This window comes from Bacillus sp. IT-79MI2 (assembly GCF_949768135.1).
GTDB lineage: Bacteria > Bacillota > Bacilli > Bacillales > Bacillaceae_G > Bacillus_A > Bacillus_A pseudomycoides.
Genome location: NZ_CATKPV010000048.1, coordinates 64,188 through 90,737, shown reverse-complemented (window position 1 = coordinate 90,737; position 26,550 = coordinate 64,188). Strand labels below are relative to the sequence as shown.

The window sequence follows — 26,550 nt, the reverse complement described above, 5'->3', positions numbered from 1 at the left end:
GCTTCTTACCTGCTATTTCAATCTGTGTTCTTTCATATAATCTAGCACTTTATCAAAATCCTTATTCACATCGCTAAATGTCGCATAATTTTTCGCTGTTGAAAACCAATCTAAAGTCGTTGGCTGACGTTTTTTCATCGCTTCTAGCAAGTCTTCATTTGAAAGAGGTTGTAATTGCCCTGTTTCAAATGAACGCTGAATCGCTTGATTAATCGCATCCTCAACTAAATATGTTAAATCGGCACCCGAAAAATGCTCTGCATACTTTGCGACCAAGTCAAGCTGTAATTCTGTTTTCGGCTTATCTTTTGTTTTCAAATCTAATATTGTTAATCGTTCCTCATAAGTCGGTGGTGCAACAAAAACAAGAGAATTAAAACGTCCTGGACGACGTAACGCAGGATCAATATACCATGGTGTATTTGTTGCACCAATAATATAAACTCCTTCATTAAAAGAATTACTTCCATCCATTTCTACTAGCAATTGATTTACTAGTGTCCGCTGATGATGGGAACCCATTTTTTGTCTATTCCCTCCAAATGCATCTAACTCATCAATAAACAATATACATGGCTTTGTTCTCCGCGCTTCCTCAAAAATCTCATGTAAATTTTTCTCAGACTCACCAGTCCACATAGAAAGTATAGCTTGCAGTTCCAAATGAATAAAATTCGCATCAATTTCCCCAGCTACCGCACGTGCTAAAAATGTCTTCCCGCAACCAGGCGGTCCATAAAATAATAAGCTTCCACCTGTTTTCTTACCAAACGCTTGAAAGTATTCAGGATTTTTAATTGGCATAATAAAATCCATATTAATTTTCTTCTTAATCTCTTCCATTCCGCCAACATCGGCGAAAATCATTTTATTTTCTTCCACTTCCACCATTCTATTTTGTTCTCTATCAAAAGAAATCACCTTAATTTTTTCGCGATATTTCTCCATGTCTTTCACTTTTATTCATTCCCCTCTAAATAAACACTTTGATTCTAACTAATGTTGTCATGGTGTTTGTAGAGTGAATCTCTCCAAAAACACCATAAAGAATAGCTAATACAACTCATTATTATAAAAATGAAATATTCCAAAAAATATCATAGCAAATAAAGTTTTTATGCGTTGTCGTATTTCGTCGAATATAACAAAAAAAAGGGATCATCCTCCTATCCCTTTTTACATAGACATACCTATCATCTATCATTTTCCCTCTTGTCTCTTCTTACCTTATGCGTTTCTAAATCTGCCAACCTTACTGGAATTGGTAATCTACTTTCTTTCCCTATTAAATTCGATACAATTTGAATACTCGTATCTAAATCTATATTATTTCCGCAAGAGACAAAAATTGGTTTTACATTTTCTCTTGTTCTCAGAGTCCTCCCATATACTTCGTCATCAATCATAATATCACTAAAAGCAAACTCCTTATTCTCTGGCATGATAAAATCAACACCTTTAATCTTAAGATAACTTTTCGCTACACCGATTGTAGGTTTTTGTAGAAAAAAAGAAGCATGTGTCGCAATCCCCATATGTTTATAGTGTAAATAACCATTTCCATCGAACATGAATATATCTGGATCTGAAGTAAGCTTTTTAGTTGCCTCTATTACTAAAGGCAACTCACGGAATGCTAAAAAACCTGGTATATACGGTACCGTTACCTCCCCATAACTATAGACCTTCTCCACTTCCTTCTTCGTATGATAATCAATAACAACAATACAGCAAGTTCCATAGTGCTTATCATCTTTTTCCCAATAAGCTAAATCTACTCCAGCTATTAAACTTACATTTTCTAGATGAAAGTTATTTTTCAATTCAATTCTATGTATCAATTTATCTTGAATTTCAGAAAATTCTTTTTCTGAATTCAGATTAAATGAATGTACTTCTCTAACTTCCATGTTCTCATCCCCTTTTTATTATCATTTATACGAAACAGCTCCTATGTATTTCATTTCATAAAGATTTTCATTTTTATTTGTTATTTCGCCGCTGTATTCATAGTTATATATCATAATAATCGTGTTGTATTTCATCTCTAGTGTATTCGAAGCAAATCTTTTCATCTGTGGTATCACAACTTCTTCATAAGAACACCCGGTTAATAAAGCTTCTAGATTATCACTTCGCTTTAAATAAAATTCTTTTTCAATAAAGTCCTCATCAATATCATACATACAAATATGAAAGTCTTTTATAAATGGTGATGGTATGGAATCACCATCATCTGTATATTTTATACTGAAATAATCCTCTAAAAAATCTTCAGATTCCATATTTCCTAGCCATAATGAGACCACACCTTCTTTTTCCATGCATACAAACTCCATTCATATATAGTTTCTCAGTACACAAAAGTAATTCTTAAACCCTCTACATACTACGCTTCAAAACCAATCACAATCCATTCATCTACTACATCCCAAAAATCAACATTATATTTTGGTTGATCGTTTGTAAACCATAATGTAGATTTATCATATTTGCAATTGTTATAATCAATAGCTACATAACCGCCCGCTCCACTTTTAAAAAATCCAAAAGTTGTTTTCAAATCAATTTGTAAGTTCTCCTCTAATTCTTCAATAATTCCCCACTCATCATCATCAAAATAAGTAACACATTCAAAAGGCACTAATCCCATAGCACCGCTCGCATAATAATAAAAACCATTATGAACTTTTTCATAAAACTTTCGAACTGAAATGGGAATTCTATCCCATGAAACTTCTAGTACTTTATTATGAAATGTATCCATAGGATTTCCTGCTTCATAATACACTATTTCACCATCCGATGTCTCCAGTATGTATAACATCGAATACATGCCGTTATTTTCTATTAACTCCACATTGAAAAGGTGCTCTTCCAAATATAAGATTGTGTTTCTTAATTCTTTCCCTACGTATGTTCTCCAAATCTCTAAAACCATTTTTATTCTCTTGCTGCTATCGTATTCTTTAAAAATTTCATACCAAATACTAGGTATGACCTTATTATCTATTTTATCTATTGATTGAAGCTTTACATTTCTTTTATATTTTCTTAAAAATGCAAGTTTTGGTTCCATATAGCCGTCCCCTTTCATTTCTACTTCTCTAAAGTAAAAAAGTTTTCACCACCAAATTCAAAGTAATACCTTTAAACTAATCTATTCAATTCTAACAGTTTATACCACTCGTCATCTTTACTTCCAATGGAATTCCTTATTCCACCCGCTTCAACAAAAGACAGGCCGATATCAATATATTGGCTCCCTAAAAAATAATTTTCTAAAAAACTGCTAAAATCACCGTATGATTCAATAACAAAATTTTGATCAATTAAATCTCCAAACAAACAAGATACTTCTCCATCAATTTTATTAATAAATAATGGATACTTTTCTACTGTCCCTATACAAATCCATTTATCATCTCTATCTGGCATATCTTCCACATAAAACTGAATACTTTCAAGTTTTTGATGGCCGTATATAGTAATTACTCCACCATTCAATATTTTGTATTTTCTTGTAATAAAATAATAATCTTGTGAATGACCCCTCCTTAACACTCTTACGAGTTGTTTGAAGAAGGGGCTTCCTGTTTCATAGAGTGCTGCTGTTTGGGATTTCCAAGCAGACTTACATACTCTCCACAGGCGTCGTTTATACTGTTTGGACACAACCTTGCCCTACAGTTTCAGTCTTCTGTCGTTCTCACAAGTAATTGTTCTAACCCTTTGCACAAAATGTTTAGACTTGCATTATGGTCCCTATCTAATACTGTTCCACACGTTGGACAAATATGTGTCCGAATCGATAGGGATTTCTTCACGCGATTCCCGCAGCTCGAGCAATCTTGTGATGTGTATGCCGGATCTACTTTCACAAGAAGACCTCCAATTTTTTCGCACTTATACATAAGCATCTTGCGAAAAGCGCCCCAGCCTGCATCAGAAATCGACTTTGATACGTTTCGATTCCGAACCATGCTTCGGATATCGAGATTCTCTATACAAATCACCGAATACATTTGCGTAAGGTGAAAACTTAATTTATGCAAAAAATCTTTTCTTTGATTCGCTAACTTTTCATGAAGGACCTGAATTCGTTCTACTTGCTTCTTATAGTTCGCAGAGTCCTTCTTTTTCTTCGAAAGGTTACGCTGTGCTTTCCTCAGTCGTTTTTCTTTTTGTAGCAGAAACCTTGGATTTTCAAATACCACTCCATTGGAAAGAACAGCGTATTTATTAAGTCCTACATCTATACCAATCGCATTTTCCATAACAATAGAGGAAGGTACCACTTGTCTTTCGACACTAAAAATAGCGTACCATCTCTTCGATTGGCGTTTCAGAATCAACTGTTTGATCGCTCCTTCTATCGGCCGATGCATATGAATCTCTATTTCTCCTAATTGTTTGTTATATAAATTTCCGTTATCTGCAAATGACATCGCAAAGCGGTGTTTCCCATTCGATTTGAATCCAAATTGAGGGAAAGTGAGACTATTATAGTCTTTATACGTTTTCAATTTGGGATAGTTTGTATCCCCACTCAAAAAGCCATCATATGCCTTTTTGAGTCGTAAAAATACTTCTTGTAAGGGCTGTGATGGCACTTCTTTCAGAAAAGAATATCTCTTCTTATCAATTACTTGTTGCTTTTGCATGTCAGAACGTGTATACAATTGCTTATTTTCTTTATATTTTCTCTGTTTATCTAAAAGAGCAGAGTTATAGGTTTGACGACAATATTGCAGCCAACGTTCTAACATTTCTTTCTGTACTTTCGTTGGGAAAATTTCATATTTTTGGCTCAGCAACATTCTCATCACCTTCCTCTTTTTTCATTGTAGTGTTTCAAATTCCTAAAAACAAATAAACGAATATACGTTCCCCTTCACTACTAGTATACATGAAGTTACAAAAAAGGAAACGAAAACTTCGTGCTGTGCATGACCAACATTCATCCCCTCCCTACCACTGGACTATGTCCTGCACGCGCTTGAGGAAGGGGACTTCTGTTGGAATACTATTAAAATATTATCTTCTAATTTTTCATCTATTTGGTTTTCTGCCTCCACAATTTCACCAATAACCAAACTAAATGAATCATCACCTAAAATATCTTTGACTAATTCTATTTTTTCTAATAATAATTTACTCATATTCATTATCTCTTAACTTATATTTCAAATTGAACCCTATATTATATACTTTCATTAGAGCATTGAAATAAGTTCTGCTAAACTATTACTAATCACTTCAAGACTGCCTTTTTCATAATCTTCTATCTTCACCTGTCCATTTTCATTATCTACAACAACTAAAAGCCCATTACACTCCATACCTATAGGAATATTCTTTAACTCATTATGGTGCGATTTTTTATAGCCTTGTAAAGTGATATAAAAGTCTCGGAGTTCAATTCCCGGTATAACAGGATTTAGCTCCAGGTTATACTCTAAATAACTTCCAGCTAAGTCAAAAAAACAGTAAGAATTATAGTATTCTTTAATCGAATGATGTAATTGTATTGCTAATTTCTTTTCTATAACTGAAAAATCATGAAGCACATCTTTTTCTATAGGCTTCCAGAAGACGTATTCCTCTGCATCTGGTTCCCCTTCATATATAAAAGAATCTGCTTCTTCTATCCATGGAGATTTTGGTAATGAATCATTAAAATCTTTCCACTCTTTAAGTAATATATGAAAATACTGCTTCATTTCTTCTTTCATTTTTTACTTCTCCCAAACCATTTATTCTTTCCTTCATTCACTACCTAAAAATTATTCCTTTTCTTATATCAAATTTCATCTTACTATTAATAGAAGCCAATTTTTGCTTCCCTATGAAATACTTTTCTAGTTATGTATGTTATTTTAATGATACAAAAAATCTACAACTTCTTCCGTTATATTATCAACAAAATAACGCTTTCCATCCTCTACAACTAACTGTAAATCACTTCCGACCGGAAAGAAATAAATCGCTAAAATAGCAGGTTCAATTTGGGCTACCGTATTAAAATCGCATACTACTAAATTATTCGGATCGTTTACATAATCGTCATCATCAATATCCGAAAAAAATCTCCATCCATTATCAACACTATTTACAGATTCATCTCTAACCAACCATTTCAATTTTCCATTTCCATCTAAAATATTTTTCGATACGATACAGCCGCCTGCATTTTCGATAAATTCCGACCTTAAGTAATTGGACATATTTTCTCATCCCTTCTGTAGTTTCTTTTTATGATTTATTCTATTCCATATCTATCACTATACCTTTAAAGATCGTAAATCCTATACGCTCTCATCGATAATTTTGAATCCACTATACTCAATCAACGCTCTAAACACATCGCTCCCGCCATATGGCCATCCATAGGGATAAAATTCAATTCTTCCCATATTGTTTGATACCTTTTCACAAGATATTAGTTCATATTCCCCACAAGCAAACGCATCGATCATAGATTCAAAATCCCATGGGGTCGTAAGCTTAGGATCTGTTAAACGTTTTTCTATGGGAGTTTGTTCCCATAACATCTGGTAGTTACGTAATTCTTCTTCCGTCGGCCACCAAAACTGTTTTAATGCATCTTCTTCAAAATAATCTAGCCACATAGAATCACTAGAATTTATCATCTCCTTTTCTTTTTCTTCCTTAAGCTTGTAAAAAAATTCTCTTAGCCTATGAAAACGGGCCTCTTTATGTATTACAAACTCAAAATAACAATTCGTCATATACTCACCTCTATATGTGTATAACTATGAAACTATATTCCCCTAAATTATAACATTCCAGCATTTGCTTATAACGCCTATTATGGTTTTAAGGTTAATGTTTTACCACCTATTCGATCTGTATGTATTCTTTCAAATTATAGAGAACCTTTACACTTTGATATGTAGAGCGCTATTTACTTTTTATCATTCTTATCGCGAACTATCTTACTCAATAGCGGAATCTATGTTAGCAAAAGGTGTTTTCACATATTGAAAACACCTTTTCAGTCTACAACTATTTTTTAACAGTCTACTACTTTATTCTATAGTCTAAAACATTTTTTTAATGAAACATATAAAACAAAAAATTGAGATGAAATTTGTGTTTTGGGGGTACTGTAAAATCTTAGCTTGATAGCGATGGGAGAGTACCAGCGAGGCTGACACCACACGCAAAGTAGATAGTAATAAAAGTAAAACCTCGTTGGATGTCAACGAGGTTCGTGATTTATATATTTGAGTTTGCTTTTCGATAGAGAGTCATTCGTGATATTCCTGCTTTTTCAGCGGCTTCTTTTTTAAAGGATAGCATTTCACTTTTACTTTCTTAAAATTCCCTCTAGCTGCTCAAAGTATCAAACGTTTCAATAGAGCCATTATTGCATCTCTTCTTCTATACTCGCTAATATTCCCTCTGTTGCCGCGGAAGTTTCTTGAATAACATCCGAAGCATATTTCACATCTTGGACAATATTTGTCTTCTTTACTTGGAAGTTTCCTTGATGCGTTGCAATTTCTGTCATTCATCCATTAATGGAATGAACGAGCCGAGATTATTTACATTGGATAAGACTTCAGACAACATATGCTTACACTCTTCTTGCACACATTCTCTCTTGAACCATTCCGTTGTCTTCCCCTACTATTTTAACTTCAACACTGCGCTAACCGGGTTATGATCACTGTTTTCAAACTTCAAATCATGCCCTTGTACGCTCACAATCTCCACATTTGGAGACACTAAAAATCCATCGATAATCGTAACAAAGTTCTCATCTTCGACATAACTCTTCACATTATCACGAACTGTCCAAACAGTATCATCAACAGCCCACTGGAACCCACCATCAGTGAAATCTTCTGGTAGCTGTACTAACCACTCTGGCCATTCTTCTTTAAACTTCGGATCTTTTAACTGCACATCAGATAATAGCTGATTCCAGTCTCCGCCAAGCACGATATAATCGCCATTTTTGTAATGCTTATTCATATACTCTTTCAAAAACTCAACTTGTTGCTTTCGAATGTTTCCGCCCTTATCATATGCAGATAAATGAACGTTCACCATTCGTAAATATTTTCCGTTATCAACTGGAACCTTATGCTCAACAATCGCTCGATCTAATTCGAATAATTGACGAAGCCACATCTCTCTTCCAGGAAGCTGATATCTCGTCACTTCTTCTACTTTATATTTTGAGAACGAACTAAGTCCACTGTTCGTATATCCGTGCGGCTTCTTAATTGGCACCGGCACCCACTGCGCATTAAAGTTATAACCAAACGTAGACGCATGATCTTTCAGTCCATCTTGAAACGCCTTATACTGATTCACATCAAATGAACGAAGTGACTTCTCATCCATCTCTTGCACTAAAATAAAATCAGAATCTTCCTTTTGTAAGAAAGACAGCATATTGCTGATATTCTTTTCTGTTTGCTCTTTACTACTAGAGCGCGAACCCGTCCCTCCGTCTAAGAAGAAATCTTGATCCTTATCTAAACCGCCGTAGCCAATATTAAACGTTGTCGCCTTAAACTCTTCCCCAACTTTAAGAACGCGCTCGTTATTATTTGCCACCTTCAACTTCTCAACATCCTTATGCTTCACATCCGTAATTACCACATACGTAATAAATGCCGCGAAAGCACCAAATATCGAGCCTGTCCCCCATAATAAACCTTTCAATGCCTTCTTCAAGCTCATGACTCCCTTATTCTCTTTTTATAGTTTGCATACGTGGTTATTTTAACATGTTCTAAACGTAAACATAAAGTAACTCTAAAATATACAATAAAAACGCCTTCCTTTCTGTTTATTTCTACAAAAAGAATAGCGTTTTTGAGGTCAAATTAATATGAAATTATATTGATTTGATAATGTTCTATAAATAAAGTCTCTTTCAGAGTTTAATTTTTGAAAAAGGAGTCTTCTGTCGGAAAACAATAAAAAGACCGCCTTATGACGATCTACTTTTAGTATCCCTAAAAAACATCAGGTTAATTTTGAGGGACAGATTTATTGCCCCATATTGTTTACTTATTTTGATTTTTTTTGAGCTCTTAATGCTATTTTTTCAAGTCCGTTTTCTCCCGCAAATTCTACATCTGCTTTTGGTAGAACATTTTTATTATTCTTCAATTGATTATTCTTATTTTTAGCCATTTTTTCACCGCCCTTGTAGTATGATTTAGTGATTCCTTCAAGGATGCCAACTATAATAAATACGCTATATAAAGATAGCGGAGTAGTATTTTTTCATTATCGGCACCCACGATTTTAGTTTGCTTTCTTTTTTGTATGCTATACGATTTGATTTTCTTTTTCAACTAAACTGCTCAACTAGAAAAAGAATCCATTTTGAAAAAGGAGCTATCAAAATAGATTCAACAGTTTTGATATAGATGTGATTTTTATAAAAAAGTTTGAACATTTTCTCCTATGTTACTCAACAATCGTACCCGATAGCACAATAAACCAACCCATTTTATTTGTCTGTTAAAACCCTGTCACCTTTACTGTTAGGTTGAGATATTACCAAAAATTCTACATCGCCTTCGGATTCATTTCTCATTTGATGTGGAACTAAAGGTGGTACTTCTATTCCTTCTTGAACGTTTAAAACATAATGTTAACATTGCGTTCATTTACAACTGCTTTCAATTCATCTTTTTCAAAGATTACAAGATATTCAAAAGGCAATGTCAAAACTCGAATAAGAGAAGGTCTCAATTTTAGTAATTCATATGCATAAAGCGCTTCGTACTCTTCTGCATTATGCTCATCATTAACAGGACCTATATACCAACCGGAGTCACCTTTTTCACACCCCTTTGTTCTTTCCAAATAAATATTATCTAACTCCAGTACATTTTTAGCAGCAACAATTTTGTCACAAAAACGCAGCAATTCCCCTTCAATTGTTAATGGTTTTAAAAAACTCACTTGTGTTAATAATATCCATAAAGAAATCGTCAAATCATCTGTCATATCTTCAAATGGATTCTTCGTATAATCATGTATGATAATATGATACCCATCTTCCCTTTTATCAAGAAAATAAATCGACCAACCAACTTGTATAGAAAATCCATCTATTAAACGATCATTTTCTACTTCAGTTAAAAAATGAAATAACCCTTCTACCTGCACTGCAAAGATCTTTTCTGCCTGAGCAATGAAAGTTTTATCCCCTATCTTCTTAATAAACTTTTCCACCTATTTCCTCCCTCTTTTCACAAGCACTTCGTTTTCATCCCAAATACTCACTCTATTAGAATAAGTACAACTTTATTTTTGAATATTTTGGATGGCTATAAATAGCTCCATTTCCCCTCACTTCTCAGCAAAATTTTATCAATAAGTAAATGATCTCCGTCTTCCCAAACCTTTTCTATTATACTTTTCATTTTTTCAATTCCGTTACTAGCATTACAATCACAAAAAACAAGAATATCTCTCGCTGGTATCGCAACTGCATATCCATTTGATACGAATTCTTTTAATGAGTGATCCCATAAGTCGTCTAAAACAATTAAGCTAGCTTCGAAATTCCCGTCAAGAATTAAAGCAAAGCACCCTTCCGATAGCGTGTGAACCCGTAGTTCTTTTTCATCTGCTAATTTATAAAGATTATTGATCCCGATTTCTAATAACTGTTCCTCATCCAATCCTTCTCCTGATATATGCTTATTTTGAACATATTGAAAATAATCGTTTTGATCATTTTCAGCTAAAAAGGTAATCATTAAATCTTCATTAAAAAATGTATGGACAAAACTACTTTCTTCAGATAAAGTAAAACACTCTTCATCAAGATCCTCTTTTACTATTGGTTTTAAGTATGCAACTGCTTCCTTACAAAACCGGATTGTCATATAAATACGCCCCTTTACTTTCTATAACAATACACACCAATTAACAGATATAAAGCCAGCAAAACACTACTAAATTCATCGGAAGCTTAATCGAGATATGAGTTCCTTTAAACTTGTACTGACTATCACCTCTTCAAACGTAAATTTGAAATCAATTCTTGTATGCTCTCTGAAATGGTTTCAAATGAACCTCTTTCATAATCTTCTAATTTAACTTTTCCATCCTCATTGTCAATTACAACTAACATCCCGTTACCTTCAATACCTATTGGGATATGTTTTAATCTCTCTTGGTGGTTCTCCTTATAGCCCTTTAACTGTTCTTCAAATGAATTCAATTCAATATTCGGCAATACCGCTTCTAATTCAATATAATAATTTTTATAAAAACCATTTAATTTAGCAAACCAATAGGAATTAAAGTACATAATAACCGTTTGATGAAAGTGAATATCCATTTCTTGTTCTAAATGAATAAAGTCGTGTACGATATTTTTTTCTACTGGTTTCCATAGAATATAACCTTCCTCATTTATTTCCCCATCATAAAGAATAGGATTCACTTCTTCAAGAACTGGTGTTTTTAATAGAAACTCTAAACCTTCGTGCGCTAATTTTATTCTTAACCTAAAGTATTGTTGCATTGCATTCTTAATAGACACGCATATTCCCCTTTACTTCACTTAATTTTCCCCCTACAAATCTTTCATCAAAAATGGATTTGTATCTCTTCAGTAAATGCCTATGTAAATATGCCCCTAAATTAGAAGCACTCCATTCTTATTCACCTGTATCCATATCAACTCTCATCATTTCTACAGTTAGTGATTTACAATAAATCGGATTTCCTGCACCATCTATTCCTATCACAACAAATTTTATACTACTATTTTTTTACTAACGCCCAAATACCATACTGATTATAAAACAATTCATCTTCTGAAAAATGTTTACACTCCGTATGTTGCAATATGAAATGAGGGTTTTCTTCATCTAAGCTGAATGTAGAATAGTCCGTTAAGCTAGGATTTTCAATGAGATTATACAGACAAAAAACGTTCATTAATTCTTGAGCATATTACGGAGTTACTTGATCTTTAAAAGTAATTACATCCGGTAGCCCAAAGCAATGCATACCACATGTATAGTAAAAATCATCTTCTTCGGCCACTGTAACAAAAGCTTGAAATAATTCTACTGCATTATCTGTATGATACACATCATTCCAGCTTTCAAATCGATCAAATCAACTTACTATTCTTTCTATTTCAATTAAACTTTATATTACATTTATTGTACTATATTTCCATCTTATATTTATTTTTGTCTAATAAGCACAAAATCCCTAGAGACATTTCGTTCACTTGGGATTTCAATTCATCATATAAAGTGAAACCTACATAAAATACGTTTTAGTTTCACTTTATTAATATGTAAGTTTTCTCGTCCTACAGTTTAAATAACAATATCTTGATAACCAACTTTAGCAACTTCTTCATTTTCAAATCTTACACCAACGCCGTCCTCTTCCCATGTACAATTGAATACTAATCCTACCCTTCTAACTCCATCTTCAAAATCAGGTAAAATAGTAAGGCCAATAAGATCAACCAATTTCCCTAATTGTTGGGTAGTTGTTATAATTGGTGCTATTTCATCAGCAGACTCACCCCCTAACATAGCTCTATACTCTAAACATTCTTCTTGATAATATTCGAATATAGCTTGTTCAGCTTCTTGTGTTAGTCTATTTATATCAGCGATGAATTTGCTATATGATTCTTCTTGAATTGTAGGACATAAATCAGCTTCTTCTATCTCATCCTCATTTATTTGGGCTTCATCTTGAAATTTTGATCTATTAGCTGCCACTTCCACTTTACTCAATTGAGATTTGAAACTATAATCAATTGGACCCCATTCTTGAATTACTTGTCCATTTCTTTCAATTTTTCCTCCTACCTGTTTAAATTGTATACTTCAAGCTAGACTCGAACCAACATAAAACAAAGAACAATAAGAAAGCAATATAAATCTGCTAGTTTTTCGACTTTATGCTCTTTATTTTTCGCTTCTATATACTTCGTTAACTCTTCCCCTGTTTTCTTGCATACTTCTTCTATGTATTCTTTCTATCTAGTATTATTGTTGAAATCACCTTGCGTTACACCAGTGCTTCGGATGATTTCTTCTATTAACTTATAAAGCTGATTAGCAATGATATTTGTACACTTCATTTTCACCTGTTATTGCTTTGTACATAAACAGTGGTAAAAAACCCCTACAACAGCTGCTAGCATTAACATGATGACAATATTTCTTTTTCTCTTGAAGTACTTTTCATTAGACCCCCCCTTCCATTTTGTCTTCTTTTTTGCCGTAAAGGAATTTCCTTACGAGAATTATCAAGATTAACAGATATTTGATACGCCACTTTAAGTAAGTTAGCTAATCAAAAGAAACAAAATATTAACTTTAAACACATAGAAGAGAACGGTTAGAATGCCATTTGTATGGGCAATTGATTACCATTCTAATCTGGTCTTCCATCATGTTTCAAATGGGATATTTACTCTTTATGAAGAAGAAAAGAGAGTTGAATGAATATAAGGTAAAAGGGAAATACCCAGTTTGAATAATAACAATTAATATTAATTTTGTAAGTATTTAGCCGTTTACAATTTCCCCACCATTCACGTGCAGAATTTGCCCTGATATGTAAGATGCATCATCGGAGGCCAAGAATACATAAGCAGGTGCCACTTCAAACGGTTGACCGGCTCGCTTCATAGGAACATGGTCTCCAAATGTGGCAAGCCATTCTGAAGGTAAGGAAGATGGAATTAATGGAGTCCAAATTGGTCCTGGGGCCACACCATTAACTCGAATCCCTTGCGATGCCAGTGACAATGACAGCGAACGTGTAAATGAAACAATAGCCCCTTTAGATGCCGAGTAGTCAATTGCATCTTGATCTCCATGATAGGCACTAAGGGATGTTGTATTTATTATGGAGCTCCCTGAATTCATGTATGGCAAAGCAGCTTTCGTAAAAATAAACTGAGAAAAAACATTTGTGTGAAAGGTACTTGCTCGTTGGTTCGAATCTACATCAAGTAGACTGTTCCTTATGTATAGTACACCGGCATTATTCACCAAAATGTCAATACGGCCAAATTGGTGAATTGTTTGCATTACTGCTTGTTGGCAATGCTGCTCATACCCAATATCACCTGGAATGGTAATGCAACTACGGCCGTACTTTTTGACATAGAACTCCGTTTCTTTGGCATCGCTGTGCTCATTTAGGTATGAGATTGCTATATCTGCACCCTCTTTCGCGAAGGCTACAGCGACAGCTCTCCCAATCCCACTGTCCCCACCAGTTATAAGCGCTACCTTATTTATAAGCTTACCGGCTGGTTTGTAATTGGGGTTATCAAATATAGGTCTGGGTATCATTAATGATTCAATGCCAGGTTTACTTTGTTGTTGAGGCGGGAAACCCATCACATACACCCCTCTCGGCATTTTTCTATAATGTATTATGATATTCAGGAAAATATATCCTTTTCAAAAAATTAAATAGAGGAAATGAAGGTGTTGTTTTCGAGGTGAGAATTTTTTCAACCAGTAATATAGCCGATGAACCGGTAGGTGCTGTTTTTGACACCAAGTAGCTTTTGATAACCCACTGTTTTTATAGTCTTGAATATAAGCACCTTTCAGTCACCTCTTGTAACTTGTCATTCAACTTTTCATCACATTATAATCGCAGTATACTTTGATCATAAAATACATTCACCAACATTATTCTTCCCACTCTTCATAAACAACTGCACCAGCAAAAACTATATTTCTATTTTCAACAGCATTCGCTTCGCTATATTCAAAATCATACACTCTGATCACTGCATTATAACTCTCTAACATACGTTCCCCATAATAATCTGTGAATTGAGATATAATCTTTTCATAATAAGATGCGCCTTCTAATAACAACTGTAAAGATGTAGTTGAAATATCAATAAATGTGATTTCCAATAGGTCTTCATTGTAATCGATAAAATCAATTTGGAAATCTCTCATGAATTGTGATGGGATTCTATCTCCCTGTTCATCGAACTTTATTTCCACATACTTTTGCAGCATTTCTTTACTCTTGATATTCCCTAGCCATAGAGAGATTACGCCTGGATTTTCGATATTAACCCTCCTTTATTCATTCTTACTCGTTTATTAGGGGTAGTTTTATTTTGAATTCTCCTCACCCATTGCTAGATCACTCATCTATTCGTCATCGTCCTCTTCTATTAATAATGCATCCAAACGCTCCCTTTGTTTTGCAATCTTCCTGGAAGTTTCCATACCATTTGTAAACATTGCAACTGTTACCTCTCTAATCTCCTCATTAGCTTGCTTAAAAAGCCTAAATTGAAGCTTATTTGAAGACAGTTCTTCAATTAAATTCTTCATTTTCTCCATTTCTTCTGAATTCCGACGGTTAACAGCCATTACCGGATATTTATTTTTTATGTTGGATTGAATTTCAGATAAAGAGCAATTTGTATAGTTTTTTATTTTCATTAATAAGCGACTTTTAATACTTGATTCAAGAATGACAGAATATATAGCCACGCAGCGGCCCTCCTCAAATGTTACATTTTATAAAAAGTAGGTGTTCTTAAAATTAGCTACTAAAACTAGGTCAGTGTAGTCCTATTAAACCAGGGGTTATTTTCTCTATTTTTGCCCAACCAAATAAGCATTCAACTTGCATCTGATTTCTACACTTAATTTTTAATTGCCCTTCTTCTTCAATAGCATTTATTTCAAATTGATGAATTATATTGTCTGTTCCTATATCTTTGATTATTAAATCTTGAATACAAAAGAATGAAATTTCTATATAAATTACATCCCATTTATTCCATCGCTTCGGTTTATTTTCAACAGGTTCCTTTGTCATGAGTCGGATAACTAAGGTCGGACCATCTCTTCTAAGCTGAACATCTAATAACTCTGATTGTTCAAACTCTGATATCATTCCAAAAATACTTATAAGTGCTTGAGGATTTAAGATTTTAAGTTGATTAATCATTTTTATATGCCTTACTTTCTTTGATTTTCTTTTCAAAATAACAGGGCTTCATCTGAAAATCCAGAGAAAAACATATAGAGAATCATCATTTATGCAAGCCCAATAGGTGCCATAAAAATAAAGTACATCATCATTGAACTACCCCCACCTACGCTTCGTTTAGAGGAGAGGGTCTTCTCGGTTAAAATGATAAAATACACTCTGTCATTCAGTAAGGTTTTCAAGCTCCTCAAACCAAAACGTATTCTTTTCCACAGCCTTAGGATCAATACGCCTTACTTCATTTTCAAACCAGATACGCACTGATTCTGGAATTTCATTATCTAAAAAAGCAAATTCACCATTTATGTGAATCGCTTCATCAATTAACTTAGAAAATAATAGAAGGCTTTCTGCAAATTGATGGATGGAAGAATTAATGAAGATTTCTTCATAGTTGTTGTCGTGATGTAAATAGACTACCTTATTTGTTCTCTCATCAATACAAAGAGGATCGCCAGAACCAGTTGTTCCTATAAACCAATAAGATTGGTAATCTATTGGCATGCCAAATTTTTGGTTTACATTCTGCATCGGTTCAGTTGCGTTATCAAACTCTATAAATGGAGCAGCCGATGCCGGAAGACCGACTTCGCTTAAAAACCTTCTTGTATCACTAGATAAATTTGTGTGCTGTAACATATCTCGATCTAATTTGTTCACTGGCCCGTCTCTTTTTTCATTCCATTTATCACAAAATTCTTTAGGTGAAATCATCTAAATACCTCTTTCCTTTTTTCATTCTCATCATTTACTCCTACATATTCCTCTTCATCTTTATAAGTTCTAATCTTTATGAAAAGGATTTATTTCTTCATTCCAAAAAGTATTATGATTTAGACAATCCTTATCAATTTCAATGAATTTTTCTATCATAACTTCTAAATCTTCCTTCTTATATTCTCTATTCAAATATGCATGTCTACCATTCACTTCTTTTATTCTCTTTATAAACTCACTATATTCCAACATGCATTCTGCTAATTGTGGGATGGATTGATTTACATATACTTCTTCCATTTTTTCATGATCTATACATACGACCATCCCTGAAGGAACTTTCATGGATAAAATATTTCCTTCACCTGTAAACCCTAAATATGTATTCCTCTCATAACTTGCATCTACATTATATTTTTCCTTTAAGGTTAATAAGCTTCCATTTTTTGTTGATTCAAAATTTAAAAATGGAGCTGCAGATTCAGGTAATCCAGATTTTAATAAAAAATATTTACATGCCACAGGGATATCTAAATTTTTGAGTTTATCTTCTTCATAATGAACAAGTGGATATACTTTTTGGTTCCATCTTTTTAGAAATTCATTGGGGTTCATCAATTTAAACCTTTCCTCCCATACAAGCTTTTCGTCTAGCAATATTACTCCTCTTCCATTCGATTAAAAATAATCATTTCCTTAATCGTGAATTCAAGCCACTCCCAAAAATCACCGAATTCCTTCCTCTGTTCAAACCCTTCCCTAGCGAAGTCATGAATCACTTGAACCTTTTGTCCTTTTCCAAATTCAAAGCAGGCAATATCATCATTATCATCTCTTCTAGCAAAAGGAACTAATTTTCTATTTGGATACCTTTCTTTCAAATCAAGAAAGCGTCTAGTTGCTTGTGCTGATTCCATCATATACCATAAATCAAAATCCACTAAGTGTAATTCAATTGCTTTTCTATATGCTTCTGGATATTCAAACCCATCTATCTTAATAAAATAGCTCTCCACTCAAATTCCCGCTTTCTCATTTATTTTGAGCAAAACAAAGATAAAGCTTCTCTCCTACCCGTTTACCTTCAAATACTTCCTCTTGAGCACGAAAGAGAATAGATCTTGTTATTCTGCTGAAGGATTATAATCAATCTCCACTTCTTCAAGACCTTCCAATACTTTATGTATTCTATTAGATAAATCTCTTATTTCTTCTTGCGTTAATTCCCCCACTGCGTCTAGTGGATTAAACTTGCTTAATCTCTTTGTTATACCTTCAATGTATCCAATAAAAACTTTGTCATGAGTTAACAGTATTTCACCTACAGCTGTATCAGCAATAACGTCTTCTATTTTCCCTAGATTTATATATTCATTAGCAGCCCTTGCTATTGCATATTTATATCCTCTATTTAAAGCTAAAAAATCATTATAGGCTTCATTAATAGCTTCAAACAATTCATTGTATTCCCAGTCTTCCATTTCAAATCCCTCCATTAGGTGTTAATTTTGAAGTAGTTGTTTAGACATAGATACTCACTAGTTATTAGACTACGCAACACAATTCAAACAATTATGATGTAAAAAACAGCAGAGTTTTTAAAATCTCTGCTGTTTCCTATTATTTAACTTCTAATGTGAACCAATTATTTATTGAATAGACAAGCGATACCAAAGAGCCGATTACACCAAACCAAATAACATTAGGATCAATCTTTGAACCAAATAATACTGCTATTAACGATACCATATACAATATCATGGCTATACTATTAATCTTAATTTCGACTATATCGCCACTTTTCACTTGCTTTTCTTTACTTCCAAAAAATAATTGATTTGCTTTTAACTTCGCTTCTTTTACATCAGAAGGGAGCGTGTACTCTTCATTATTTTCTAATTTCATTATAACCTCATTATCTACCTTTAAAGCCACTCTTGTAGCTCCGCCCATCATTCCTGTTGCCCTTATTACTTTTATACTCATTTTAAACTCCCCTTAAACTTTTGTTCGTCTAATACTAAACTTCTCACTTTTCAATCTAGTATATTTTCTACAATTCTGCCATCTTTTTTCCATAATATATATATTATCATATTTGGGAATTAATTTATTAATAGGAAGATGAGTATTTCTATCTTTTACTTTATAGTTTATAGCAAGGAACCTGTTGCACTCCCGATATGGTTAGTGGATTTTTCAAACAAGATTTCCTTTTACATCATCTATTCTTATTTGATTGGTTTCTCTGTTTTTAAAACAAATGAACTTAATGCAGGAACCTTAATCTTATTATCATGGAAAACATAAAGCACTTTACTTCCTGCACGTTCACCATCTACTAGCACTTTCCAAGGACCTTTTGATGGAAGAGTTATTTCCACAGCTTCTCTATTCGCATTGTGAGCTACAACAAAATATTCGTTTTTATTACCATTTGCTTTACCATCTATTGTATAAGCTACAACATTTTTTGGCGCATCAATGAACGCTAGATGCTTTTTAATTTGTTCTGCAGTTGTCATACGAAAAGCTGAATAATTGTTACGTAACTCTATTAAACCTTTCATATAATCTACTTCTTTATCAAATGCTGCACGGCGCACCCAATCCATCTGGTTAATAGAATCAGGAGATTTGTAGCTATTATGGTCACCATATTTTGTACGCATGAACTCTTGCCCTGCATGCAAGAATGGAACCCCTTGCGATGTCAATATGATGGAAGAAGACAACTTGTGCATTTGTTTACGTACTTCTTCACTGTCGCCAGGATTAGTCAACTCAAGCTTATCCCATAATGTATGGTTGTCATGTGCTTCAACATATGTCAGAACCTGCTCAGGATCCTGATAAGTATACACTTTTCTATCATAGTCAATACCAGCCGTAATTCCTTTTTTAATACGTTCTTCCATGTTTTGTTTTCCGTTCACAAAACCATTATCCTTATCCCCAAATACACTGCCTTTCAATCCATCACGAATATCGTCATTAAAATGAGCGATTCCTTTCATTTTCTCCGCATTTTTTTGATTTGCTTTCAACTCAGGCGCAAGAGGAGTATTTAAATCCCATCCTTCTCCATGAAGGATAATAGAAGGATCAATTTGATTAACGGCTTTACGTATCGCATTCATTGTTTCGACATCATGAATACCCATCAAGTCAAAACGGAATCCATCTAAATTATATTCTTTTGCCCAATACACGACGGAATCTATCATAAATTTCCTCATCATCTTTCGTTCAGAAGCCGTATCATTCCCTACTCCAGTTCCATTTGCAAGTGAACCATCCTCATTGTAACGATAATAATAACCTGGAACTAACTTGTGGAAATTAGACTCAGCTGCATTGTACATATGATTATATACAACGTCCATCACAACACGAAGATTATTATCATGTAGTGTTTGAATCATCTGCTTTAATTCAGTAATTCGAACAGTCGGCTCATAAGGATTAGTAGAATACGAGCCTTCTGGTACATTATAATTTTTCGGATCATATCCCCAGTTATATTGCGGTTCATTTAGATTTTCTTCATTGACTGAAGCATAATCAAATATCGGTAAAAACTGGACATGAGTAACACCTAGATCTTTAATATGATCAAGACCTGTTTTTACACCTTCTGGTCCTCTCGTTCCTTTTTCTGTTACACCAAGATATTTTCCTTTATTTTTAATACCACTTTCAGGTTGAATGGAAAGATCACGTACTTGCAACTCATAAATAATAGCATCTTCCGGATTTTTAAATTTCGGCTTTTTGTTCCCTTTCCAATTTTTCGGATTTGTTTCTTTTAAATCAACGACTGCACCTTTATCACCATTCACAGAAGCAGCACGCACATATGGATCAACGGCCTCAATCCATTTGTCCCCAATCTTCACCTTATATGTATAAAAAAGGCCTTTTTGATTACCTGTAAGTTTTGCAGTCCAAGTTCCTTTTTCACCTTGATCCATGCTTATTTCAGTACCTTTTTCATCATTCCATTTTTTATAAGTAACCAATTTTGCCTCGCTCGCAGTGGGAGCCCACAAACGAAACTTGGTTTCCTGTGGCGTATATATATTACCTAAATCATTACCATCATAATAAAATAAATGATCAAATTCCTCGCTACGAATTACTTTACCAATTTCAGTATTAGCTTCAATGGAATTTCCCATTTTGATTTTGTATGTTTTTTTAAAATCAAGATTCTTTTCTGTAATGATTTTGACCTTATTGGTAATATCTCCATTATTTGTATCATAAGGACTAACTTTCTCAATGTTAACGCCCTCAATTTCAATTTTTTGCTCCTTAATATTGAATGGAGCATTGGTAGTTATAGTGATTTCATTGAAACTATCAATAGTGGCCTTCTGAATAGAAAGTTCAGAAGAAGGTTTAGAATCGTATACTTTATCATCGCCAGAAAGAACCCATACTTCAGCACGGCCATCCTTAATATTTTCAATCCAACGATCACCACCATCTTTTTCCCATTCATTCGTACGAACTATAAATCCTACACGATTATAGTTACCATCAATCTTTACCTTAGCATACTTACCAAACTCATCTTCCCCAGTAAATTCATAGGACCTGCCACTCGCATTTTCAGTCCACATCCAAAGACTCCAGTCTTTTGTATTTCCAGACTTCTCCTTATAATGAACGATAATTTCAGTTGTTTTCGTATTTGATTCTGCTTGTACACTCTGAAAAGAAAAACCAGATAATAGCATAGCAATTACAGTAAGTAATAAAAACGTCTTGTTTATTAATTTTTTTGTAATATACACTCCATTCACCCTTTCTTAAAATATTACGAACTATTCATTATGAGTAACACTGCATAAGTTAATCTAGAAATCGCTTTTATAACACCTCCGTATTGAATGTTTTACTTATGTATTTCAATGATCTTTTAATAGAAAAATTAAAGGTAGAAAGGAATAAGAAATCAACGAAAACGTTTGCATTAAATATCAAAAAAAAGACTTACTTATTCCTTATTATATCTCTAAATATCAAAAGATCATGGAAAACATTCTAAAGAAAACGTTTGTTACCGCTTTCAATTTTATAGCATGAACCATAAAGAGGTCAATATATTATTAATTTTCTGTTTTTACCCTATGTATATATTGTTAACATGTAAAGTTGTAACCCATTGAAGATAATAAGCATGGATATATTTTGACTTTGAAACTTTATCTCAGCGTCAACATATAATAAAAACTCCCCTAAATACATCCACGTGTTTAGAGGAGTTTGGGATTACTTTATTTTACAAGATTCATGTGTTGAATCCTCTTTCTTTATAACTCGCTTGTATTAACTATCTCTTTTCAAAATAAGCGATAATTCTTCCATCACCAGGGTACTCACCATCCCAGCCACAAGGAAAGCCACCTGCTTTATAGATTTCAAACATAGTTTCAAAGAAGTCGTTATTTTTTCCATTGATAGCACGGCTAAAAGAACAATTATTGAGGTCAGCTACAACATCATTGAAAAATCCATCCATTCTAACTGAACTCTGCCTTACATGATCGTCAATAACCTCTAACATATTATGTAATTCCTTTGGTCTTTCACTTTCTGATAACCTATAATATACTCCTAGAACTTTACTTTTTTCTAGCTCCCTTATATCTGTCCACGTGTATTCATCCTCACCATATACTTCCTCATAAGCGAGAAATTCCGCTTGTCGCATATCGGTAATGATATAAATTTTATTCAAAAGTTTTTTAGTTAAAGAGGAAAACTGAAAATCCTTTGAGAAATCAACTACCTCTTGTACCCAGTCATTGTATTCCTCACCGTTCATTCCTTATTAAACCACCTTTCTTGATGCTTAATTACACCTCATTGAAACCATTCGTAAACGAAACGCTCGAAAACTGTTTTCAAAAATCATTACCTATTCTTTTTCATATAATGATATTAACTCCCACTTAAACTCTTCATAGAGTACAAAAGCTTCTTTTAATATTTCTTCTAATTCTTCGTAACTACGGAAAATAGGCATTTTTATTCTCATACTTGGATTTATTAATAATCTCGGATAAATACTCCAAGGACTCCCTAATCGAACTTCGCCATTATAATAAGCAACCCAAATGAATTCTGTCATTCCATGTTCTAAACTAATATTAAACCAAATCATATATTGCGGTGAATGATCAACTACTCCTACTTTAAAAAATCTCTCTTTATAATCAAATGTTGCCTCGTATCCAAAATGTTTCAGTACTTCTATCACTTTTTGAATGTTGTAACTTCCTAATCTATCATCTAAATCGTTAGAATTCCCTCGAAATCGATTAGACATCGCTTGATATCTATCAATAAAATTTATTTTTTCTAAAACCTTTTTAATTTCTGGCTTCATTTCTATAGCCATACTTATTGTTCCACCCATCTCATTTCAATATTATATTTTTCATTACACATATTACTCTTTTCTTTCTCTAATTTATTCATCATCTTCATCAGCATATAATTTATTTAGAAATTCGGTAAATGATTGAGCTACATAAAATACATTTTCCCTCGCCACTTCCTCTGCCTCTTCTGCTGTCATTCCTTCACTCTCCGTCAGTTCTTCTTTTTCCCATGCACCTTCATGCTCCCAAAAAACGACTATTGGATTCTCTTCATGATTTTTATAATCAAAACAAATTAAGTTTCCTGCTGGATCGAATCCTATCGGCAAAAGTTCTTTAGGTAAAGTATCCTTATAATTATCGTAAACCTTTAAAATAAATTCCACATCATTTTTATCATATGAAAGCAACGAACCAAAAACTCTTTCTACACCTTCAACATCAAATAGACTTGGCTTTGCAACACCACCATTATTTTCCGCAACACAAACTGCATAATCCTTCGGTATATCGTAATTTATTTCCTTCATTACGCTGAGTACTTCTTCAACGGTAATCTTGTTATCTATATACTCCCATTTAATTTCGGTCATCTAATTGTTGCCCCCTATAATTTATTTCTTTTAAATAGTTAACACTATTTACGTTTGAATTAATTACATTTCACCTGTAACTTAATGATACTGCCATATCCATCTATATCCCCTTTGCTCTTATCCTAATGTTTCCAAAAAATATAAAAAACAGGAATTCCATCATTTCAACCACTATGATAATTTAAATCCATAAAAATATTTTTGCCCTCTTTCCCAACTTCTTTCCGAGATAGCATCTATATAGGTTACAAAATCTTTATAGTTATCATTACGAATTATCGTATGATAATCAGCAGGTACTTTCTCTCCTGTCCAAATTGATAATAAGGATGGTATCAACTCCATTTTTAATGGTTCTTCATGATTTGCTGCTCTTATGACTCTTTCAAATAGTTTCTTTGTTAAATCCCCAGGAAATGCTGGGCTCTGATAGCAATAATACTTTTCCATATCACAGTTTTTTGTGTGATTAAGATAAAATTCACCAATCTCGTCTACACTTGCTTCTTCTCCAATGATATCTTGATAATTTATATAAAAATCAATGGAATCCCTTATGATCATCGAAGTATCTGTGATTTCATCCCACTCTTCAAGTAACACTAATAAAAAATACCAGCAAAACTTTCCCATCCTTTTCTGCATTTCCAGTAAGTACATAGCCGTATTCCTCTGGAAAAGCGAACGGCTCAGTAAAGTAAACCACACTTTTATTGTATTTTTGAACAAAAGACTTATCGATACTTTCAATGCCACTAAGTGCTGTTCCACGACCTATTTCTATTCGATTAGCTATACATTGAACTACCCCCACCTACCTCTACACGAGCTTGAGGCGGGGGATTCTACTATTTCAAAACACTTCCTCTCGTTCAACAAAGAGGATACAACGATATAGAAGTTCCGTAGTGTCCTTATGTAAGACGACCTATTCTATCTTCCGTGGAAAGCAAAACAGGTACAGCTACTTTTTTCTTATATCGAGGTGTAGAACACTTTGTCATGCATCCAGTTCCTAGACTTGTTATCTACTCTGGTAACAAGTGTAAGAGACTGGGACAAGGTATTCTTTTTTCTTTATGCAAACAATTTTGTTAGCTTTTTCTTTTCACTTTCAAATACGTCTAATCGCTCGATCTGTAAGGCCTCTTTCGGCTGATCCACATCGTATAGCTGATAGAAATGGTGTGTGCGAATAGCCAATCGATTGTTTAATTGATGCCAATGGCTCCAGTGATGGGCGTCTTTCTTGGGAATATAAGGCTGAAGTACCTGTGGCACTTTTTCTGTATACCCCAGCCCACGGCGACCAATCGTAAAAGCCGCAGATTGATGAATAGAGATACCGAATTTCCGCATATATTTCATCTTACCTGAAATCGAAGTGTAAGCAGGATTGACTTGAAAGACAGCCACATCCCTTTTATCTGCACGCCTGAGAATCGCACTTGTCATCTTCTCATAAGCGAACATACTCTTCATTCGATTTGCTCGCTTATTTCCGTATCGATCACCTGTCTTTGATTGTGTGGTATCTAAATTCTCGATGACAATTGGCTTATTATACCGCTCCGCTAAGTCAACTAAGCGAATGGCTTCCACTTCGATGATCTTTGTGATTTGTCCGGTGGATTTACCTAGAATCGAAAAATGGAGGGAACCACTTCCTTTATAATTTCCATCCTTTGTTACATTTGCCCACGTAAAATGCTCGAGATTGCAATCTACACCAATAACACCATCTGCTTTACTATAATTCGTGTTTGGATTTTCCGGTACATCGACTAAACATTTCAAAATATAATACGAACCATAGTCTTCCACAGACCACGCAATCGGTTTACTTTGTTTTTTCTTATTTTTACACTGTAATTGGTTTGTAATTACTCCTTCAATGATTTCTTGTCCATACGGGAATATAACAGCCGGAAACATAAGTGTTTTCCCTGTACTTGTCGTCATCCATAATTCTTGTTTCTCCATCACATACTGAAACACAAAATTCCCATGTTTGGCATCTTTACGGCCAGATAGAATGAGTTGTTTATTTCGAGCACGGGAAAAGAATGTTTTCCATTTGTCATGGTTACACACAAACTCATCGATTGTAAATTGAGACCGAAATAGTTTTTCACTTCCAAACACCGCACTCGGAATATGCGTTTTGTATGATGCAAGTTTCTGCGTTAAACGATATTGCCGGTGGGTCAAAAGGCCCACTTTCGTCTGAATCCTTTTGATTTGAATATCTAAGTACTGGTGCTCAAACAGATATTCATTTAGCCAAATCAATGTGTCCTCTTTACGAGACAAGGAGATGATATTGTTGTGCTTCGCAAAGCGAGTGTTTTTCGGAAACTTCAACTTTCCTTTCACACAACTTTGTTTGATTTTGCGAAAGTTTGTCAGATTTGTCCGTTCTTGTTTCAACTTTTTCTTAAGTTTCCCCAGTTTCTCTTGTGTTTGTTTCTCATATATTTTTTGTAACTCCATTAAACCTGTAAACAAAGATTTTGCTTCTTGTACCGCGCTGTTTGCGTAGTAATCATTCAATTGATAGTTCCGCTTGAGAACGAGATGAAGACTATCTGTATGCAGCTTACGATTCCAACGTTTTTCTCGGACAATTGTTTGAAACGCAAAGCGTTTCGCCCGATTGAATGTTTCGATTGTCTCTGTCAATGTATCTACCATTTCATGCGGCAAATCTGTCTTATAGATCCGTTTCGAAAAAAACGCTTTCTTCACCTGTTCTCACCCCATTTTGTTTGCTAAGACAATTATACAACAAAACGAAACGTACGTTC

The 26,550-nt window shown here is 33.9% G+C and carries 33 protein-coding genes and 5 pseudogenes; 1 reads left to right on the top strand and 37 read right to left on the bottom strand.

The window, feature by feature from the left end; all coding sequences use genetic code 11:
- Positions 1–12: 12 nt before the first annotated feature.
- The 20 genes and pseudogenes from ACM6HU_RS05750 to ACM6HU_RS05655 form a co-directional block, all read right to left on the bottom strand.
- Complete coding sequence (locus ACM6HU_RS05750; protein WP_016115356.1) at positions 13–957, bottom strand: ATP-binding protein; 945 nt, start codon at positions 955–957, stop codon at positions 13–15.
- A gap of 236 nt (positions 958–1,193) precedes the next feature.
- Entirely contained in the window at positions 1,194–1,910 is a 717-nt protein-coding gene (locus ACM6HU_RS05745; protein ID WP_016115357.1) for an endonuclease V, read from the bottom strand.
- 21 nt (positions 1,911–1,931) lie between these two features.
- A complete protein-coding gene (locus tag ACM6HU_RS05740; RefSeq protein WP_016115358.1) occupies positions 1,932–2,324 on the bottom strand; it encodes an immunity 22 family protein in 393 nt (130 codons plus the stop codon).
- 65 nt (positions 2,325–2,389) lie between these two features.
- Complete coding sequence (locus ACM6HU_RS05735; protein WP_033671317.1) at positions 2,390–3,079, bottom strand: hypothetical protein; 690 nt, start codon at positions 3,077–3,079, stop codon at positions 2,390–2,392.
- Between the two features lie 71 nt (positions 3,080–3,150).
- Positions 3,151–3,675, bottom strand: a complete 525-nt coding sequence (locus ACM6HU_RS05730) for a hypothetical protein (RefSeq protein ID WP_016115360.1) — start codon at positions 3,673–3,675, stop codon at positions 3,151–3,153.
- Between the two features lie 17 nt (positions 3,676–3,692).
- Positions 3,693–4,826, bottom strand: coding sequence for an RNA-guided endonuclease InsQ/TnpB family protein (locus tag ACM6HU_RS05725; RefSeq protein WP_414848070.1), 1,134 nt, complete (start codon positions 4,824–4,826; stop codon positions 3,693–3,695).
- Positions 4,827–4,982: 156 nt separating this feature from the next.
- Complete coding sequence (locus tag ACM6HU_RS05720; protein WP_016115362.1) at positions 4,983–5,162, bottom strand: hypothetical protein; 180 nt, start codon at positions 5,160–5,162, stop codon at positions 4,983–4,985.
- Between the two features lie 54 nt (positions 5,163–5,216).
- Complete coding sequence (locus tag ACM6HU_RS05715; protein WP_016115363.1) at positions 5,217–5,735, bottom strand: SecY-interacting protein Syd; 519 nt, start codon at positions 5,733–5,735, stop codon at positions 5,217–5,219.
- A 144-nt stretch (positions 5,736–5,879) separates the two neighbouring features.
- Positions 5,880–6,227 (bottom strand): DUF2185 domain-containing protein, encoded by a 348-nt coding sequence (locus ACM6HU_RS05710; RefSeq protein WP_016115364.1) that lies wholly within the window; start codon positions 6,225–6,227, stop codon positions 5,880–5,882.
- An 81-nt stretch (positions 6,228–6,308) separates the two neighbouring features.
- Positions 6,309–6,653, bottom strand: a complete 345-nt coding sequence (locus tag ACM6HU_RS05705) for a hypothetical protein (RefSeq protein ID WP_414848069.1) — start codon at positions 6,651–6,653, stop codon at positions 6,309–6,311.
- A 737-nt stretch (positions 6,654–7,390) separates the two neighbouring features.
- Positions 7,391–7,632, bottom strand: a pseudogene (locus ACM6HU_RS05700) (chemotaxis protein); the annotation flags it as partial.
- Positions 7,633–7,656: 24 nt separating this feature from the next.
- Positions 7,657–8,715 carry an endonuclease/exonuclease/phosphatase family protein gene (locus ACM6HU_RS05695; RefSeq protein ID WP_016115367.1) on the bottom strand — a complete coding sequence of 353 codons (1,059 nt, stop codon included), beginning with the start codon at positions 8,713–8,715 and terminating at the stop codon, positions 7,657–7,659.
- 339 nt (positions 8,716–9,054) lie between these two features.
- Positions 9,055–9,180 (bottom strand): hypothetical protein, encoded by a 126-nt coding sequence (locus ACM6HU_RS05690; protein WP_016115368.1) that lies wholly within the window; start codon positions 9,178–9,180, stop codon positions 9,055–9,057.
- Between the two features lie 322 nt (positions 9,181–9,502).
- A pseudogene (locus ACM6HU_RS05685) lies at positions 9,503–9,637 on the bottom strand (cupin domain-containing protein); the annotation flags it as partial.
- Positions 9,634–10,233: a hypothetical protein gene (locus ACM6HU_RS05680; RefSeq protein ID WP_016115369.1), complete on the bottom strand. Its 600-nt coding sequence runs from the start codon at positions 10,231–10,233 to the stop codon at positions 9,634–9,636. The gene ACM6HU_RS05680 and the pseudogene ACM6HU_RS05685, both read right to left, overlap by 4 nt.
- 95 nt (positions 10,234–10,328) lie before the next feature.
- Positions 10,329–10,892, bottom strand: a complete 564-nt coding sequence (locus tag ACM6HU_RS05675) for a DUF1444 family protein (protein ID WP_016115370.1) — start codon at positions 10,890–10,892, stop codon at positions 10,329–10,331.
- A gap of 125 nt (positions 10,893–11,017) precedes the next feature.
- A complete protein-coding gene (locus ACM6HU_RS05670) occupies positions 11,018–11,554 on the bottom strand; it encodes a SecY-interacting protein Syd (protein WP_016133056.1) in 537 nt (178 codons plus the stop codon).
- Between the two features lie 416 nt (positions 11,555–11,970).
- Positions 11,971–12,111, bottom strand: coding sequence for a hypothetical protein (locus ACM6HU_RS05665; protein ID WP_016115372.1), 141 nt, complete (start codon positions 12,109–12,111; stop codon positions 11,971–11,973).
- A 236-nt stretch (positions 12,112–12,347) separates the two neighbouring features.
- Complete coding sequence (locus ACM6HU_RS05660) at positions 12,348–12,725, bottom strand: DUF6985 domain-containing protein (protein WP_414848072.1); 378 nt, start codon at positions 12,723–12,725, stop codon at positions 12,348–12,350.
- Between the two features lie 197 nt (positions 12,726–12,922).
- Positions 12,923–13,024: pseudogene (locus tag ACM6HU_RS05655) on the bottom strand (phosphoribosyl-ATP pyrophosphohydrolase); the annotation flags it as partial.
- A gap of 210 nt (positions 13,025–13,234) precedes the next feature.
- On the opposite strand from ACM6HU_RS05655, the pseudogene ACM6HU_RS05650 reads away from it, so the two are divergent.
- Positions 13,235–13,393, top strand: a pseudogene (locus ACM6HU_RS05650) (helix-turn-helix domain-containing protein).
- A gap of 166 nt (positions 13,394–13,559) precedes the next feature.
- Here ACM6HU_RS05650 and ACM6HU_RS05645 read toward each other — a convergent pair.
- From ACM6HU_RS05645 to ACM6HU_RS05565, 17 genes and pseudogenes are all read right to left on the bottom strand, one after another.
- Positions 13,560–14,402, bottom strand: coding sequence for an SDR family oxidoreductase (locus ACM6HU_RS05645; protein ID WP_016133058.1), 843 nt, complete (start codon positions 14,400–14,402; stop codon positions 13,560–13,562).
- A 63-nt stretch (positions 14,403–14,465) separates the two neighbouring features.
- Positions 14,466–14,606 carry an IS66 family insertion sequence element accessory protein TnpA gene (gene tnpA, locus ACM6HU_RS05640; protein ID WP_414848071.1) on the bottom strand — a complete coding sequence of 47 codons (141 nt, stop codon included), beginning with the start codon at positions 14,604–14,606 and terminating at the stop codon, positions 14,466–14,468.
- Positions 14,607–14,702: 96 nt separating this feature from the next.
- A complete protein-coding gene (locus ACM6HU_RS05635) occupies positions 14,703–15,098 on the bottom strand; it encodes an immunity 22 family protein (RefSeq protein ID WP_033671320.1) in 396 nt (131 codons plus the stop codon).
- Between the two features lie 84 nt (positions 15,099–15,182).
- Positions 15,183–15,530: a hypothetical protein gene (locus ACM6HU_RS05630; protein ID WP_016133060.1), complete on the bottom strand. Its 348-nt coding sequence runs from the start codon at positions 15,528–15,530 to the stop codon at positions 15,183–15,185.
- 70 nt (positions 15,531–15,600) lie between these two features.
- Positions 15,601–15,993: an immunity 50 family protein gene (locus tag ACM6HU_RS05625; protein ID WP_016133061.1), complete on the bottom strand. Its 393-nt coding sequence runs from the start codon at positions 15,991–15,993 to the stop codon at positions 15,601–15,603.
- Positions 15,994–16,197: 204 nt separating this feature from the next.
- Positions 16,198–16,674, bottom strand: coding sequence for an SUKH-4 family immunity protein (locus ACM6HU_RS05620; protein ID WP_414848068.1), 477 nt, complete (start codon positions 16,672–16,674; stop codon positions 16,198–16,200).
- Between the two features lie 144 nt (positions 16,675–16,818).
- On the bottom strand, positions 16,819–17,409 hold the full coding sequence (locus ACM6HU_RS05615) for an SUKH-4 family immunity protein (protein WP_016133063.1): 591 nt from the start codon (positions 17,407–17,409) through the stop codon (positions 16,819–16,821).
- Positions 17,410–17,411: 2 nt separating this feature from the next.
- Entirely contained in the window at positions 17,412–17,768 is a 357-nt protein-coding gene (locus tag ACM6HU_RS05610) for a hypothetical protein (protein WP_016115374.1), read from the bottom strand.
- Between the two features lie 108 nt (positions 17,769–17,876).
- Positions 17,877–18,233: an Imm3 family immunity protein gene (locus ACM6HU_RS05605; RefSeq protein WP_016115375.1), complete on the bottom strand. Its 357-nt coding sequence runs from the start codon at positions 18,231–18,233 to the stop codon at positions 17,877–17,879.
- 139 nt (positions 18,234–18,372) lie between these two features.
- Complete coding sequence (locus ACM6HU_RS05600) at positions 18,373–18,738, bottom strand: hypothetical protein (protein WP_077293960.1); 366 nt, start codon at positions 18,736–18,738, stop codon at positions 18,373–18,375.
- A 245-nt stretch (positions 18,739–18,983) separates the two neighbouring features.
- Positions 18,984–21,554, bottom strand: coding sequence for a type I pullulanase (pulA, locus tag ACM6HU_RS05595; protein WP_016131727.1), 2,571 nt, complete (start codon positions 21,552–21,554; stop codon positions 18,984–18,986).
- A 539-nt stretch (positions 21,555–22,093) separates the two neighbouring features.
- Positions 22,094–22,588, bottom strand: a complete 495-nt coding sequence (locus ACM6HU_RS05590) for a hypothetical protein (RefSeq protein WP_016115378.1) — start codon at positions 22,586–22,588, stop codon at positions 22,094–22,096.
- 93 nt (positions 22,589–22,681) lie between these two features.
- Entirely contained in the window at positions 22,682–23,164 is a 483-nt protein-coding gene (locus ACM6HU_RS05585; RefSeq protein ID WP_016115379.1) for a hypothetical protein, read from the bottom strand.
- A gap of 72 nt (positions 23,165–23,236) precedes the next feature.
- A complete protein-coding gene (locus tag ACM6HU_RS05580) occupies positions 23,237–23,740 on the bottom strand; it encodes an SMI1/KNR4 family protein (protein ID WP_016115380.1) in 504 nt (167 codons plus the stop codon).
- A gap of 174 nt (positions 23,741–23,914) precedes the next feature.
- Positions 23,915–24,355, bottom strand: a pseudogene (imm47, locus tag ACM6HU_RS05575) (Imm47 family immunity protein); the annotation flags it as partial.
- A complete protein-coding gene (locus ACM6HU_RS05570) occupies positions 24,336–24,557 on the bottom strand; it encodes a hypothetical protein (protein ID WP_229161764.1) in 222 nt (73 codons plus the stop codon). The pseudogene imm47 and the gene ACM6HU_RS05570, both read right to left, overlap by 20 nt.
- Positions 24,558–24,820: 263 nt before the next feature.
- On the bottom strand, positions 24,821–26,491 hold the full coding sequence (locus ACM6HU_RS05565; protein WP_414848067.1) for an IS200/IS605 family accessory protein TnpB-related protein: 1,671 nt from the start codon (positions 26,489–26,491) through the stop codon (positions 24,821–24,823).
- Between the last annotated feature and the right edge of the window lie 59 nt (positions 26,492–26,550).

Bases quoted from the DNA above. Each gene is read 5' to 3' on its own strand.
- ACM6HU_RS05745 (WP_016115357.1), bottom strand. From the start codon at position 1,910: ATGGAAGTTAGAGAAGTACATTCATTTAATCTGAATTCAGAAAAAGAA.
- ACM6HU_RS05740 (WP_016115358.1), bottom strand. From the start codon at position 2,324: ATGGAAAAAGAAGGTGTGGTCTCATTATGGCTAGGAAATATGGAATCT.
- ACM6HU_RS05735 (WP_033671317.1), bottom strand. From the start codon at position 3,079: ATGGAACCAAAACTTGCATTTTTAAGAAAATATAAAAGAAATGTAAAG.
- ACM6HU_RS05725 (WP_414848070.1), bottom strand. From the start codon at position 4,826: ATGAGAATGTTGCTGAGCCAAAAATATGAAATTTTCCCAACGAAAGTA.
- ACM6HU_RS05720 (WP_016115362.1), bottom strand. From the start codon at position 5,162: ATGAGTAAATTATTATTAGAAAAAATAGAATTAGTCAAAGATATTTTA.
- ACM6HU_RS05715 (WP_016115363.1), bottom strand. From the start codon at position 5,735: ATGAAAGAAGAAATGAAGCAGTATTTTCATATATTACTTAAAGAGTGG.
- ACM6HU_RS05710 (WP_016115364.1), bottom strand. From the start codon at position 6,227: ATGTCCAATTACTTAAGGTCGGAATTTATCGAAAATGCAGGCGGCTGT.
- ACM6HU_RS05705 (WP_414848069.1), bottom strand. From the start codon at position 6,653: ATGATAAATTCTAGTGATTCTATGTGGCTAGATTATTTTGAAGAAGAT.
- ACM6HU_RS05690 (WP_016115368.1), bottom strand. From the start codon at position 9,180: ATGGCTAAAAATAAGAATAATCAATTGAAGAATAATAAAAATGTTCTA.
- ACM6HU_RS05675 (WP_016115370.1), bottom strand. From the start codon at position 10,892: ATGACAATCCGGTTTTGTAAGGAAGCAGTTGCATACTTAAAACCAATA.
- ACM6HU_RS05645 (WP_016133058.1), bottom strand. From the start codon at position 14,402: ATGGGTTTCCCGCCTCAACAACAAAGTAAACCTGGCATTGAATCATTA.
- ACM6HU_RS05625 (WP_016133061.1), bottom strand. From the start codon at position 15,993: ATGATTAATCAACTTAAAATCTTAAATCCTCAAGCACTTATAAGTATT.
- ACM6HU_RS05620 (WP_414848068.1), bottom strand. From the start codon at position 16,674: ATGTTACAGCACACAAATTTATCTAGTGATACAAGAAGGTTTTTAAGC.
- ACM6HU_RS05605 (WP_016115375.1), bottom strand. From the start codon at position 18,233: ATGGAAGACTGGGAATACAATGAATTGTTTGAAGCTATTAATGAAGCC.
- ACM6HU_RS05600 (WP_077293960.1), bottom strand. From the start codon at position 18,738: ATGAGTATAAAAGTAATAAGGGCAACAGGAATGATGGGCGGAGCTACA.
- ACM6HU_RS05590 (WP_016115378.1), bottom strand. From the start codon at position 22,588: ATGAACGGTGAGGAATACAATGACTGGGTACAAGAGGTAGTTGATTTC.
- ACM6HU_RS05585 (WP_016115379.1), bottom strand. From the start codon at position 23,164: ATGGCTATAGAAATGAAGCCAGAAATTAAAAAGGTTTTAGAAAAAATA.
- ACM6HU_RS05580 (WP_016115380.1), bottom strand. From the start codon at position 23,740: ATGACCGAAATTAAATGGGAGTATATAGATAACAAGATTACCGTTGAA.